The sequence below is a fragment of the Thalassotalea castellviae genome, from assembly GCF_031846185.1.
GTDB lineage: Bacteria > Pseudomonadota > Gammaproteobacteria > Enterobacterales > Alteromonadaceae > Thalassotalea_H > Thalassotalea_H castellviae.
Genome location: NZ_JAVRIF010000013.1, coordinates 42,135 through 57,406 on the forward strand (window position 1 = coordinate 42,135; position 15,272 = coordinate 57,406).

The 15,272-nt window shown below is 35.5% G+C and carries 8 protein-coding genes; 7 read left to right on the forward strand and 1 reads right to left on the reverse strand.

Going from position 1 to position 15,272, the window contains the following annotated elements:
- Window positions 1-39 precede the first annotated feature (39 nt).
- The gene (locus RM573_RS16955; protein ID WP_311584846.1) at window positions 40-1,089 is read right to left on the reverse strand and encodes a M14 family metallopeptidase; all 1,050 of its coding nucleotides are present in this window, start codon (window positions 1,087-1,089) and stop codon (window positions 40-42) included.
- A 247-nt stretch (window positions 1,090-1,336) separates the two neighbouring features.
- Between RM573_RS16955 and RM573_RS16960 the strand changes: the two genes are divergently transcribed.
- The 7 genes from RM573_RS16960 (at window position 1,337) to recD (ending at window position 15,272) form a co-directional block, all read left to right on the forward strand.
- Entirely contained in the window at window positions 1,337-2,260 is a 924-nt protein-coding gene (locus RM573_RS16960; protein ID WP_311584848.1) for an AAA family ATPase, read from the forward strand.
- Window positions 2,261-2,292: 32 nt separating this feature from the next.
- The gene (locus tag RM573_RS16965; RefSeq protein WP_311584851.1) at window positions 2,293-3,282 is read left to right on the forward strand and encodes a DUF58 domain-containing protein; all 990 of its coding nucleotides are present in this window, start codon (window positions 2,293-2,295) and stop codon (window positions 3,280-3,282) included.
- Window positions 3,283-3,338: 56 nt separating this feature from the next.
- Complete coding sequence (locus RM573_RS16970; protein ID WP_311584855.1) at window positions 3,339-5,411, forward strand: transglutaminase TgpA family protein; 2,073 nt, start codon at window positions 3,339-3,341, stop codon at window positions 5,409-5,411.
- Between the two features lie 320 nt (window positions 5,412-5,731).
- The gene (locus RM573_RS16975; RefSeq protein WP_311584858.1) at window positions 5,732-6,058 is read left to right on the forward strand and encodes a DUF4870 domain-containing protein; all 327 of its coding nucleotides are present in this window, start codon (window positions 5,732-5,734) and stop codon (window positions 6,056-6,058) included.
- Between the two features lie 124 nt (window positions 6,059-6,182).
- A complete protein-coding gene (gene recC / locus RM573_RS16980) occupies window positions 6,183-9,674 on the forward strand; it encodes an exodeoxyribonuclease V subunit gamma (RefSeq protein WP_311584860.1) in 3,492 nt (1,163 codons plus the stop codon).
- A complete protein-coding gene (gene recB, locus RM573_RS16985; RefSeq protein WP_311584864.1) occupies window positions 9,674-13,297 on the forward strand; it encodes an exodeoxyribonuclease V subunit beta in 3,624 nt (1,207 codons plus the stop codon). Before recC ends, recB begins: the two co-directional genes overlap by 1 nt.
- Entirely contained in the window at window positions 13,284-15,272 is a 1,989-nt protein-coding gene (recD, locus tag RM573_RS16990) for an exodeoxyribonuclease V subunit alpha (protein WP_311584867.1), read from the forward strand. Before recB ends, recD begins: the two co-directional genes overlap by 14 nt.

Genomic DNA, 15,272 nt, shown 5'->3' on the forward strand with positions numbered 1-15,272 from the left:
TGGAGGTTAACATTATTCATCACAGGTAAAAACTATTTATCACGTTTCAAAGGTTCCTAAAGAATGTTTAACGACATAAAATAAACAATCATTTTTGGCGATAAACTTGTTTGTTGTTGCTTTAAATATTCTCAAATGAGTTGCACAGACTAATTGATTGTCTCGTAAAGTGAAAAATTCGTCGATAACGTTTTCTTGATCTTCATTTAATAATTGCAAATTTTTTAACCCTTTTGAATCTAACCAACCTAGCATTTGACCTTGATGAGCGCCACCATAATTAAATTGCTCAATATTATCTAATAACGTCACACCACATTCACCTTCATAGTGATGGCTATAGGTTAGTTCTACATTGTTTTTTAACGTTAACCGTAAGGGTTTACAAATTATCTCAACGGATTTTTTTTGTGGGTAATTAACGTTTGGCGGACATTCAGCGATGTTTTGTATTCCTTCAAAAGCGACTTCATGCGCTTGTTCGTCATTACTGCCTCCACACTCAATTGTTATGGTTGGACAACTAAAAGCTTGTTCAGTTAATGCGCCTATTTGTAAGCCTGATAAAATTACCGCATCGCAAAAAAATGAAGTTAACGCGATTTCTTTCATTGATAACGTCGGCGATACAGCAAAAGCAGGACTTGAACCCGAACAGTTATGTAAGTCAACGACGAATTCAGGGGTTACTTCTCTAATGGCTTCTTCAATGAGTCGAGCTCGAGCATAGTAACCATCATTTCGTGAAATACCAAAACAGCGATTTAGATCAATTCCATGCGGTAAAAAACGTTGACTTAGTAACGGGCTGGCATTCGCGGCCTCTACTGAACAAATAATAAACCTAATATTCGTTTGCGGTGTCGGTAATTCCCCTAAGGAAGTCAACCAACGGTGAATGGCAATTAATCCTGATGGTTCATTACCATGTAATAAAGTGACAATAACACGACATTTATCAACATGTTTACCGGCTACATCAATCACGGTTGGTACATCTAATGATAATAAAAACTGTTTAAAGTCAGCTTTAAGCGTAATTGGCTCTGGGTTATTTAAATATTCAATGTCATAAAAATCTATATTCATATGTTTTTTATTATCACTAAGTAATATCATTAACGGATTGTTTTTATTGATTAAAAGTTAATATTATAGTTATCAACGGACACTTTGACGTGTAAAAACAATTCATTATTATGTAGAAATAACAGGCACTATTTAAGTTTCTATTATCTGCTTTGTTAACGAGCAGATAGCATGTCATACTCAAAGGTGGAACTTGTTGATTAAGGTCAATAAATTTTTATTAAACCATTTTAGTAAAAGGATATTCATGCAAGAACTCGTCATTCAAGCGTTATCACAGATTGAACGATTTGTGATCGGTAAACCTGAACAAGTCAAATTAGCACTAGCCTGTTTACTAGCAAAAGGGCATTTATTGATTGAAGATTTACCCGGTATGGGAAAAACGACTTTAGCCCATGTATTAGCGTCTTCAGTAGGGTTAAATTATCAACGAGTTCAATTTACCAGCGATTTGTTGCCTGCTGATGTTATAGGCGTGTCAATTTTCGATACAGAAAAACATACGTTTACCTTGCACAAAGGGCCTATTTTTAACCAAGTCGTTTTAGCCGATGAAATCAATCGAGCCAGCCCTAAGACACAAAGTGCGTTATTAGAAGCGATGGAAGAAAATAGTGTTAGTCTTGATGGCTGCACGCATTCTTTACCCAGACCTTTTTTTGTCATTGCAACACAAAACCCATTATTTCATGCAGGAACTTATCCCTTGCCAGAATCTCAACTAGATCGTTTTATGATGAGAATTTCATTAGGCTTCCCAGATAAAAAGGCGGAACAACAAATATTAAAATCTGCCAATATTTCGTTAAATTATGAGGAAATACATTCGATTATTTCCCTAGAAAAATTACAAACAATACAAAAACAAATCAGTAATCTTTATGTTTCAGATCCGGTTATCGATTATGTTATTGCGTTATTTGAACATTCTCGCAGTGGCCAATTAGCCGTAAATCCGTTATCACCTAGAGCAGGCAAAGCGCTGATCGCTGCAGCGAAGGCTTGGGCATTTATTGATAATCGAGATCATGTCCTTCCTGACGATATTAAATCAGTGTTTAGTGCCGTCTGTGAACATAGAATGGTTGGGCGTCAAATGACCGGTCACGAATCATTCTCAACACAAATACTGAGTACAGTTGATAGCGCATCATTTTTCAGTGATTAAAACGTTTAACTCATCATGGATGCTCATAAGCTATGTTACGTAAGTTAAGTCGATTAATTAAACAATTTTTCACTAAAAAGTTTGATACTTGGTTGAATCAACGTATGCCAAGTCAGCCTAATCATAAGCTTGCACAAAGAAATATCTTTATTTTGCCTAGCCGATTTGGTCTTGCTTTCATCTTTTTTATCGTTTTGCTTTTTATTTTAGGAACCAATTATCAAAATAACCTCATCATTCTTTTGAGTTATTTATTTACGAGTTTATTTATCACAACCATGTTTTATAGTTTTTTTAATATGGCGGGTTTACAGGTGGACGGTAATGGTATTTATTTTGGGTTTGTTGATGAAAAAATTATCATTCCTATTAATATTTCAGCTCAGCAATATAAACAATCTTTTACTTTCTCCTTTTCAGAACAAAAACCTATCTCAGTGGCTTCAATCAAAGATAAAAAAAACGTAACCATCCCTGTAAAATATAAAACTCGAGGGGAAAAACACCTTGGTCGTTTAATTATTGTTAGTGAATATCCTTTAGGTCTATTCAAATGTTGGACAAAATTAAAGTTTGATATTAGCGTGATCTGCTTTCCCAAAGCGCTTGAGTGCCAATCCTATTCTAACAACAATATCAGCGCTCCGCTTGAAGATAATTTAGCGGTTGAAAGTAGTGTATTAACAAAAGGTGACGACTTTTATGATTTAAAGCGTTATCAACGCGGAGAGCCTTTAAGTCAAGTTGCTTGGAAACAAGTGGCCAAAAGGAATATTTGGCATACCAAGCAACATAGTGATCCTCATAGTCATGCTTTGATTTTAGATTTTAATGATATGCCAAGTTCAACAGTAGAAAATAAACTCAGTAATCTGTGCTATTTAGTGCTTCAATATCATCAAAGTGGGGTTGAATTCGGTTTATCGTTACCTGGTCAAAGTCAAGAAGCATTTATTGAAGCGGGTAGTGGACAAGCGCATGTTAATCAATGTTTAAAAGCGCTGGCAATCTATCATGCTTAATATATTTTACGACTTTAAAATGATAAAAAGTATGTTTGATCAAAAGGATGCTTAGCATGTTTTCTTTTCGAAGCAATAAAAAAGCTAAAGCTAGCAACCATGCTGAAATTACTTTATCTAATGCCCTGAAGTTGCAATTGATTTTTATTCAACTACTTAATTTATCGGCATTAATGACCGAGCTGGCTTTATGGTTTATTTCATTGAGTTTATTATGTTTGCTCTGGCAACTTGCTATATCTTTGCAATATATGGCAAAACCTGCAAATTGGGTAAAAATTTTAGTCTCAATTGTTGGCTGTCTTTTATTAGTTATCTCTGCTAAACATTTAGGGCTTTTATTAGGAATGGTCCATTTATTGTGTTTGGCTTATTTACTTAAACCATTTGAACTACGCTACCGAAAGGATTTTTATCAGCTCGTTGTCCAAGGCCTTTTTATACTAGCGACGGCGTTTATATTTACACAATCAATTTACTTTACCGTGGTAATATTTTGTTTACTAATATTAAACCTAGCATGGTTATTGAATTATTTTTCTAAAGATAATCATTTAACTACTCACATCAAGCAAACAGCAAAATTGTTATTGCAAAGTTTACCTCTTGCCATCGTATTATTTATATTTATGCCAAAGCTCTCTCCTTTATGGCATGTTCCGCTGGCCAATTCTGCCAAAACCGGCTTAAGTGACGAAGTCACCATAGGTGATATTTCTCGTTTAGCTTTATCAAATGAATTAGCATTTCGAGTAGAATTTACCGAGACCACGCCAAGTTATCGACAAATGTATTGGCGGGCCATTGTCTTAGATCAATTTGACGGTACGACGTGGCGAAGGAGTAAAAAAAGTAAACAAGATCTGATTGAACCTGAACAGTCGGTTCAAAATATCGATATAAGTACACCTCAATTATCCTATCAAGTGATAGCTGAGCCTAGTTTCCAACGTTGGTTGTATGCGTTAGATGTAGCAAAATTAGAAGACGTTAAACAGAACAAAGTCGTCTTCCAATTGAAAGATCGTACAATTTTAAGCCGTGAAAAAATTGCCCAGCCTTTATCATACTCAGTGACGAGTTTGATTGGTAATCCGCCAGCATTATTATCGACCGAAGAAATTCACAATAAATATTTAGCGATTAATCCAGATACGAATCCATTACTCGTTGGGTTTGGCAAGCAGCTTAAAAGTAAATACGCTGATAACAAACAGCTAATAGAACAGGTGTTAACGACATTTCGACAAGAAAATTATCGCTATACACTTAACCCGCCAATATTAACCAATAATAGTTTGGATGAGTTTTATTTCGATACAAAAGCAGGTTTTTGTGAACATTATGCCAGTAGTTTTACCTTTCTGATGCGAGCCGCCGGCATTCCATCAAGAATGGTATTGGGGTATTTAGGCGGCCAATATAATAGCCAAGGTAATTATTTTAGTGTTTTACAAAGGGATGCGCATGCGTGGAGTGAGGTTTGGTTAGAAAACGAAGGTTGGGTTAGGGTAGATCCTACGGCTTCGGTTGAGCCAAGTCGTGTAGAACAAGGGTTTTCACAGCAACTTCTTTTAGAAAAACAATCATTATCAAATAATTTTGACGTTTATAACTACTTTTCAGGTTTTTGGTTGAGTCAATTATTACTACAATTTGAAGCGCTTGATTACCTATGGACCAAACTGGTTATAAACTTTACGCAAGAAAAACAAAGTCAGTTATTCACTCGTTGGTTTGGTGAAAATTTTGACCTTGCTACTGTCTTGGTTATAACAGCTACATTATTCATGGTTGCTATAACTTTTTGGCTCAGGCAGTGGTGGGGTAGAGTCAACACACGGGCACCACGTTGGATTTACTATTATCAACAAATTCACAAAAAATTAACTCATATTGGATTAAAGAAAGGTCATGAACAAATAGAAAATAACTTTGTTAAACAAATTGCTGATTTTGACGTTCATCTTGCAAAAGATTATCAACAACTTATGTCAAGCTTTCAGTCAATTGCATATCAAAGAAATTCTCCTGAGAAACAAGCAAGATTAATCACACAAATGAAAACACAATTTCAGCGATTCAATAAACGCATTCACTCATCCATGATTAAAAATAAAAGAAAATAGTTAAAAGGTTAAACTCAATATATTTGATAAATGGTGTTATTAATAATGTCCAAAATGTCATTGTAAATGGAAAACATGACCATTGTGCTAAACAACCTGTTTCTACTTCAGATTTTAATTTTCAATCAATTTTATAGATTGAATTGTTGGTAATTTATTGTTTTTATAACAAATAAATATTAATAGGATATTCTTCTTTAAAATAAATACCTTATAAATAACCTCACTTACTTTTCACAAAACCATCACATTTGTGGTCTTGCTTAGATATCTGATCGCAGCTAGATTTATAGTTAATGGAATTAATGAAGGTTGAGTTTATGTTTTCTCATTCTGATAGTCGTTTACAATATGACATGGTGAAAATCGTCTCTGTTCTTTCTTATCTGACCGTCATCGGATGGTTAATCGCGTTATGTTTATATGGCGATCATAAATCCTCTTTTGCGCGTTTTCACCTTCGACAATCGCTTGGTTTAATTCTTACAGGCGCTATGTTGGCTTTTATCCCATTAATTGGTTGGTTGCTTTGTCTTGGTGTCATAATGGCCTGGTTTTTAGGTTTATTTCATGCGATTAACGGTCAGCGCAGGTATCTACCTATTGTGGGCAAGTTTTATCAAACTCATTTTGATTTTATTCAATAAATCCAACTACTTTCTTAACGACTACTGTTATTTGAAAGTTTGAGTTTAACGCCAATTCTACTAGTGATCTGTGCCTCAATATGATTAAATTCATTTAATACTTATTTGATAATTAGGTTGTCTGTTGATCTACCTTTATCCCGCCAATAAAATGGAAAATTTATTAGCGCTTGTTGAAAAAATTCAACAAATTTCTCCTTTACCTGTTTTCTCCAAAGAAGTCTTTATTGTCCAAAATGCGGGCATGCAACACTGGCTCAATATGTCTTTAGCTAATAAGCGAGGGATCAGCTTTAATATTGATTACGCGTTACCAGCACAATTCTTATGGGGATTGGTGAGAGCCCTTGTCGATAAAGGCGATGGGGTTGAACAGTCACCATTTTCTCGAGAAGCTATGTCATGGCGTATCTATGTACTTTTAGGCGAAAATATTGTACTTGAAGATGAAGAATTTTCAGCCGTAACGGGTTATTGGTTAAAGCATGATCAAGCTTCGTCACATCATTTAAATAAAAATTTTACTAAGCAAGAAAATTTAAAGCGTTATCAATTAGCCTGTCAACTCGCCGATTTATTTGAGCAATACCTTGTGTTTCGACCTGATTGGATTGATGCTTGGCAAGCAGGTAAATTTTCTCAATCAGTTTTGGCCGAATTAAATGAATCTTGTTTTAAAGATAATTTTCACACATTAGAAAAATGGCAAGCTAAATTATGGCAATTTTTGGTCGCAGAGCAAGATTACAACCCACTTAACTTACTAGAAAAAGCTCAAGATAACTTAGCAAATCATGCTCATTTAATTCCAAAGCGTATTTGTTTATTTGGCATTAACGCCATGGCTCCTATGTGGTTATCTTTTATTAATGCTTTAAGCGATGTGACAGAGGTTCATTTTTTTCATTTGAATCCTTGTGTCGATTATTGGGGGGATATTTTAAGTGAAAAACAAGCCATAAAAAATAGTGAACGATGGACCGCTGACCATCAATTAAATAATGACTCAGTTGGTAATCCATTATTAGCGAACCTTGGTCAACAAGGCCGTGAATTTCTTGTGCTATTACAACAATATTCTACAGTAAATATTGATGCGTTTGAAAAAACAGCTCAACAACGAAATTCAACACCACCATCGGTACTTGCCCATATTCAAGACGATATTTTAACACTTTTTGATAGACGGTCATCTCCTACTCATTTACAAGATGATTCTATAGTCATCACCAGTGCCCATAGTGCCTTACGTGAAGTGCAAGGGTTACATGATTGGTTATTACATCAATTTAATGAGGACGATGAGTTAACCCCAAAAGACGTATTAGTTATGTGTCCGCAAGTAGAAACATACGCGCCATATGTCAATGCCGTGTTTGCTAGGGGATGGCAAGAATTAGACAATGATATTCCACCATTGCCATGTTCTATTTCAGATCGAACGGCAAAAGATTCTGAGCCACTGGTAGCTGCCTTTTCAGAGCTGTTAACGTTACCTGACAGTCGTTTTCAAGTAAGTCAAATACTTGCTTGGTTAAGACTACCGGCTATGCAAACTAAGTTTGGTATACAAGTTGAAGAAATTGAAAAATATAGTTTATGGATTGAACATGCTTGTATCCATTGGGGATTAAACGTTGCACATAAGCAGAGTATTTTAGGTGTTGAATCTATCGGGGAACAATTTACTTGGCAATATGGTTTACGGCGTTTATTAACTGGTTTTGCTTTTTCAGATCAAGACACGATCTATGAAAATCAATTGGTTTTAGCAGACGTTGAAGGAAGTGATGCAATAGCATTGGGTAAATTAATGCTCATTATTGAACAATTACAATACTTTACACATACGTTAAATACTCCTAGAACCCCACAAGATTGGCATCAATTTTTACTCACTTTCATTGAACAGATTTTTGAAACCAACCAAGACGATAACTTTAATACTATTTTTTCCGCAATTGAATTATTTGTTGAATATTGTCAACACGCTAATTTTGATCAAAAAATTGAATTAACGATTTTACGAGAATTTTTAGATGCTCATTTTAGCCAACCAGAGCCAGGCCGACAGTTTATGGTTGGGCAGGTGACGTTCTGCTCAATGTTACCCATGAGAAGTATCCCTTTTAAAGTTGTAGCTATTTTAGGGCTAAATGATGGTGAATACCCTCGTCAAAGACCACCATTGGGCTTTGACCTTATGTCACTCTCTTCAAGCCGAGTTGGTGACCGTTCCCGACGGGGCGATGATCGTTATTTATTTCTTGAAGCTATTATATCGGCAAGACAAGCGTTATATCTTAGTTATCAAGGTCGTAGCATTAAAAATAACAACCCGAAACAACCTTCGCTCGTGCTAAAAGAATTAATGGATTATCTTGAACATGCTTTCGGCTGGTCATTATTAACCGATAATACAGACAATCTCCGTCAATTAGCCATGCAGCCTTATAGTGAAAAAAACTATCTCGGTAAATACGCAGGATTTGATGAAAAGTGGTTAACGTTATCACCCCTGCGACAGTTAAATAAGCAAGCGACATCAGATAGTTTGCTGATAAAAGATGTGTCTGATAAAGAAGACAGTTTGGCTGTTAATGGATTGAACCTAACGGTTAGCGTTCATGAGCTTACACGGTTTTTTATTCATCCTTCTCGATTTTTTGCTCAAAGTAAGTTATCGCTTTATCTCGATAACCAAACAGAAACACTGCAAGATACAGAGCCTTTTGATAGTGATCATTTATCCCGATACCTGTTTAAAGAGAAAATATTAAATGGTTTAATCAGTCCTACGACTGAAGATTCCCACTTACAAGACATAGCGTTAAGTGAAGATGGGCAAACTAGCATCAACTTTTTAGAAAATATTAAGCAGGAGGCGAGTTTATCGGGTAAGTTTCCACAATTACCACATCAAGATGTTCAGCTAGAAAAGTTAATTGGTGATAGCATTTATTTTGTTGATTATGTTAAAGCGCATTGTTTAGCTGATATCACCACAATGAATCTTACTTTGACTCTACCTATTCTTGTTAATAATGAACAGGGCACTCAAGAAAAGATTGTTGAGATTGAGACAAAAATACAGATATGTGACGATAAACTTGTGCAGTTTCGTAGTAGTTCACCAAAAATGAAAGACTTTTTAGGTTTATATTTTAATTTATTGATTGTTGAGGTGTGGCTGGAAAATAATGAAATTGATCAAGCGGTTGATGAAGAAACACAAGCATTAAACCGTTTACTCAGAAATATAAAATCTAGTCATGGTTTTTATTTTAAAAGTAACGATAAAAAAACTCTCCAATATTATTACCCGGTAATTGATAACCCTCGACAACAACTCAGTCAATTATTATTGATCTTTATTCAAGGTCAGTCACAAGCCCTGTTACTAAATAGTGATATAGCGCATTTATTTTATAAAACAAACGATTTTAACCAGCAACAATTTGAACAATTTTGGAATGACGATTACAACAAACAAGCATTTGGTCAAGACCCATATATTGAATTTTTTTGGCCTCAATGCCCAGATTTTTCTGAAATCCAAGCACAATTAATGATGGTATATGACGTAATAATAAATCAATTGCAGCAGGTGAAATAATGAGCACATTAACGAAAGTACCTGAGACAAAAAATCTCGTCGCCCATGAAATTCCTTTAACTGGCATCCACTTAATTGAAGCAAGTGCGGGTACTGGCAAAACTCATAATATCACGCGAATATATTTGCGATTGCTCCTTGAAAAAAAATTGACCGTCAAGCAAATTCTCGTTATGACTTTTTCAAAAGACGCAACTGAAGAGCTTCGTGGTCGTATTGACCAATTAATTCGTTCTACTTTACAACATTGGCAATCACTCTGTTTAAAAGAAGAGTTCTTTATAAACATTGCTGAAAAAGTTTCTTTTCAAGAAGCAACACACATATTAAAAGAAGCGTTATTGTTTTTAGATGAAGCATCAATTTTTACCATTCATGGATTTTGTAAACGGGTATTGACCGAGCATGCATTTGCGAGCCAAATTTCATTTAATGCCACCATGGAAGTGGAACAACAAACCGTTGTACTTCAAGCGGTACAAGACTGGTATCGTCAGTTAGCCAGTGAAGATGAAACAGCTTTTAATCAAGTCATTGCTTTTTGGCCCGTTCCAGAAAGTTTGGTTCGTCACTTTTCAAAAGCCATCAATAAAAACTGTGAACTTGAGTTAATTGATAGTGAATGGTTAATAGATGAATTTTCTTTAAAAGTTAAAGATGCTTTAACTGATTTGCAAACACACAAAGCATATCTTTTTCAATATCTTGTTGATGATAAAAAACCAGAAGTTCAAACTATACGTATTGATGAATATCACCAGTTAATCACCTGGTTAGAAAATGTGATAGCCGATCATCAAAACATTGAACAGGCCATGCCTGTGGCTTTCTTTGACGGTCGTCGATTTTCTCGTTCAAAAGTAAAAGCGCAACTTGTTGAAATATTTTCTCGCCTTAACCTTGTAAAAGAACAAAGTAAAACGCTGTTAGATGATATCGCTAGATTAAAAGCATTATCTATTGTACGAGAAGGTATTTATCGTATTAGGCAGTCGGTCAAAGAGCAGAAACAACATCTGAATGTGCTCAGTTTTGATGATTTGATCACTTCATTAGCACAAAGGTTGAAACAGAGTAGTCACATTAACAATGAACTCGCAGATACTTTACTAAAACAATATCCATTTGCCCTTGTCGATGAATTTCAAGATACCGATCCTGAACAATTGTCTATTTTAAAATCATTATATTATCACCGACAAACTGACAATTTGACCAGTGGATTAATGATGATCGGGGATCCAAAACAAGCAATTTATGGATTTAGAGGAGGCGATGTATTTGCTTATATGTCAGCACGACAAGATTGTGATTATCAATGGATTATGGATACCAATTGGCGATCAAGTTGTCAAATGATCACGGGTTACAATCGATTATTTTATGGCGATGAGTTATCGACTAAAGGTCAAGACGTTTTTGGTTTTAATATTCCTTATCATCCGGTAAAGCCTTCTCCTATGGCTTTAAAACAAGCAAAAGCAAATGAAGCCAATTTCACTATCTCTGACTCTAATGCAAATGCAGCCTTGCAACTAGTACATTTTGAAAAGCCTGATCAAAAACGTCCAACAACACAGGTGTTTAGAGCTGAAATGGCAAAATGGTGCGCGAATGAAATCATTCATTTATTAACGGATGAAAAACAATCAGTTGTGGCAAAAGATATCGCCTTATTAGTGCGTGATGCAGCTGAAGCAAAAGATATTAAATTGGCATTATTTAATGCGGGTTTACCGTCAGTTTATTTAAGTAATCGGACTAATTTATTTCATAGCGTACAAACAAAGCAGCTATTACAAATTTTTAAGGGAGTGTTATTTTTAGAGAATGAACGTTACTTTGCGGCGGCTTTAACTTGTCCATTATTACCTTATGGCCCTTATGAATTTTATCAATTACAACAAGATGATCTTGCTTGGCAAGAGATGAAAGTGACTTTTAGTCAATTACGTGAAGAATGGCTCAAGAAGAGCTTTATCACTATGGCATTAAAAATGATGCACGATTTGATGGATTTTTCTGGTGAAGATAGTGAACGTAGCATAACGAATTTATTACATCTTTTTGAGATAATTCAAAGTGCCAGCCAACGGCATAAACAACCACAAGAATTACTGTATTGGTTTGAACAACAAAGTATTGCAGAATTTCCAGAAGGTGAGAGTGAATTACGATTAGAAAGTGAAGAGAACCTCATTCGTATCATGACTCAACATAGTTCTAAAGGGTTAGAATACCCTATAGTGTTTATTCCATTTGCAACTCGACACAACAACCCATTAACCTTTGGGAAACAAGCGGTACAATTGATTGAATCCCATGACGAAAATGGCAACTTATCTGTCAGTTTGTCTGGCTCTGCCCAAGCTAAAAAATCGATGGCAGATGAAGCTTATGCAGAAAGCATTCGTTTATTATACGTGGCGATCACTCGCGCAGGGAAACGTTGTTATGTATTGTCTACACCATTTGAAAATAGTCATCTTTCGCCATTAGGTTTATGTTGTAAATGGCAAAAAGAAACCAATATTCCACAAGCATTAAAAACATTATCACAAGAGCCTTCGCAAAGTATTGGTTTGACTTTGGTCGATACTGATATTGAAACTTTGGTTTATCAAGCAAAACAAAGTTCTGATACATTAGGTCAAGTCAGTCAGTTCAAAGGACGAATCGAACGAGATTGGTGGTTAAGTTCATTTACCGGGTTAAGTCGTAACATCCGAGATATAGGAGTTTCACTCCCCGACAGAGACAATGATAGTTTAACAACTGATCAGCCGTTAGAGAGCTCACCTTATCAAGATTTACTTAGATTTACTTTAGCTAAAGGCGCTCAAACGGGTAATTTATTGCATGATATCTTTGAACATTTATCTTTTTCACACCCTGATTGGTCTAAAAGTATCAAATGGCCAATGGTTAAATATGGCGATTTACCATCCGGTTTTTCCACAGACGATCTGACTTTTTGGTTACAACAAACCTTACATACGCCGTTAAGTGAAAGTTTAACTTTATCAGATGTTTCTAATGATCATTGTTTAAAAGAGGTTGAGTTTTATTTTCCATTAAAACAATCATCAACAAGACAATTAGCGCAAATTTTAAAGAATCATCGCCAAACTTCACCGTATGGTGTCTTAGAAAACACCTTGATAAATTTGCCAAACTTTACTCAGCTAAAAGGCATGATGCATGGTTTTATCGATTTGATTTTTGAGCACCAAGGCAAATATTATCTAGGTGATTACAAATCAAATTACTTAGGGGATAACTACCTAGATTATCAAAATGAAGCTCTACAAAATGATATTGTCAAACATCATTATGATTTACAGTATTTAATCTATTCGCTGGCCTTACATCGTTATTTACGTGTCACCCTGACAGATTACCAGCCGAAACGTGATTTTGGTGGTGTTTATTATTTGTATTTACGAGGCATGACTAATGAAGAACAACATAAAAACTGCGGAGTTTATTACCGTCAAATTTCAGCGCAGGAATTAGAAAGTTTAGATAACTTATTTGCCGGCGTTCAATCAACGCATGAGCCATTAGTCAATAAACCTGATTTGTCTTTAGAAAAAAACGAGCAACTCCATGAAAATGAATAATCCCGAGACAACAGTGTACCTTCCTTATTGCCGCTTTATCGAATTACAAAAGCAAATTTATGATGTTGAAGCCATAGATTACTTTTTAGCCAAACAATTTACCGAACTCCTGATCAACCGATTGGTTAAAACTCAGACTGCTGTAGAGAATAAAACGGACAAGCAGTGTTGTGATGTGTTATTTCACTTATTGCTCGCTTTAAGTGTTAGCCTTAGACAAGGGCACAGTTGCTTGCCTATAAATAAAATAGCACAGCAACGTTTAGGTTATCATTGTGATAATACAGGTGTCGTGAGTCATCAAGGTTTCCAGTTTCCTGAGCTTGCTTACCTTAATGAACTCCTGGTAGGTTTAAACATAGGTGAACAACAAGAACAAGGTATAGTTTTTCATCATAACAACCTTTACTTACGCCGTTATTTTCTTTTTGAACAACAAATTATTGCCTTTTTAGCTCAGCATCAATCATTATCTGATCAAGAGCATTTACCACAATCAACCGATATAATCGCGTGTTTAGATTTACTTTTTCCGGATGAAAATAACGAGCCAGCCAATCAGATAGATTGGCAAAAAGTTGCCGTCGCGAATGCCTTAAATAAATCATTTTCAATCATTGCAGGTGGTCCAGGTACAGGTAAAACCTATACGGTAACAAAATTATTAGCGGCGATAATACTTTTAAAAACACCGCAATCGCTCAATATATCGCTGGTCGCGCCAACGGGAAAAGCGGCACAACGATTAAGTGAATCTATTAATCAAGCAAAAGCTGGCTTCAGCGCTTTATTACCCGAACATGTTTTAGCGAGTATTCCAACGGAAACAAAAACTATCCACCGTTTATTAGGTGTAATTCCCAACAGCCCAAATTTTAGACATCACCAAGACAATCTATTAAATATAGATGTGCTATTAATCGATGAAGTTTCTATGGTCGATTTGCCACTAATGGCGAGAATTTTTAGAGCACTGCCCAAACACTGTCAGGTTATTTTATTAGGTGATGCTCAACAGTTACCATCGGTTGCTGCTGGTAGCGTTTTATCCGATCTAACACCAAATAAACAGGCGCAATTTAGTGCAAGTAATCGCCAATACTTAGAAAAAGTTACCGGCATTGCAAATTTACCGGTAAGTAAAAGGTATCCAGCTGATCATTTAACCTATTTAACACATAGTCGACGTTTTGATGGTAAAGGTGGTATCGGCGTGTTAGCTCAATTAGTAATCTCTGGTGATAGTGAACAAAGTTGGCAATTGTTACAAGCAGCGAAAAAAGGCAGTCAATCTCAGCTTATGTTTGTTGATGAATGTAATTTTTCGACATTAAAAGATAACTGGTTTAATGACATGGTAGAGCAATACTACCGCCCCTTAAGCCAAGCCACATCAATTGAACAAGCATTTCATCTTTTATCAACATTTCGTTTTTTAGCCGCCACGCGTCAAGGTGATACGGGTGTTGAAACGATAAACTTGTTGATTGAGTCAACATTATTTCCGTCATTATTTTCATTTTCGTCTGTGAGTCGTAGCAATACGAGACATTACGTTAAACCCCAAAATACCCTTTATCATGCTAAACCCATTATGATCAATGAAAATGATTATAGCTTGGGTTTGTACAATGGCGATATTGGCATGATATGGAAAAACGAAAAAGGCCACTTGATGGCTTATTTTGAACAACAAAATGGCCAATATAAACAAATATTACCTAGTCGTTTACCTCAATTTGAGACGGTTTATGCCATGACAATTCACAAAACTCAAGGCAGCGAATTTGAACATGTTGCTTTATTATTACCCACTAATACAGATAATCAATTATTAACCCGCGAACTTTTATATACTGGCATTACACGAGCGAAAGCTAAAATCACCATACAGAGTAATAAAGCTGTTTGGTATCAAGGTGTTGAAAGTCAAGTTTCTCGTTATTCCGGTATTCAACTTCACGTAAATAATTAA

Bases quoted from the DNA above. Each gene is read 5' to 3' on its own strand.
- recB (WP_311584864.1), top strand. From the start codon at position 9,674: ATGAGCACATTAACGAAAGTACCTGAGACAAAAAATCTCGTCGCCCAT.
- RM573_RS16975 (WP_311584858.1), top strand. From the start codon at position 5,732: ATGTTTTCTCATTCTGATAGTCGTTTACAATATGACATGGTGAAAATC.
- RM573_RS16970 (WP_311584855.1), top strand. From the start codon at position 3,339: ATGTTTTCTTTTCGAAGCAATAAAAAAGCTAAAGCTAGCAACCATGCT.
- RM573_RS16965 (WP_311584851.1), top strand. From the start codon at position 2,293: ATGTTACGTAAGTTAAGTCGATTAATTAAACAATTTTTCACTAAAAAG.
- RM573_RS16960 (WP_311584848.1), top strand. From the start codon at position 1,337: ATGCAAGAACTCGTCATTCAAGCGTTATCACAGATTGAACGATTTGTG.
- RM573_RS16955 (WP_311584846.1), bottom strand. From the start codon at position 1,089: ATGAATATAGATTTTTATGACATTGAATATTTAAATAACCCAGAGCCA.
- recD (WP_311584867.1), top strand. From the start codon at position 13,284: ATGAAAATGAATAATCCCGAGACAACAGTGTACCTTCCTTATTGCCGC.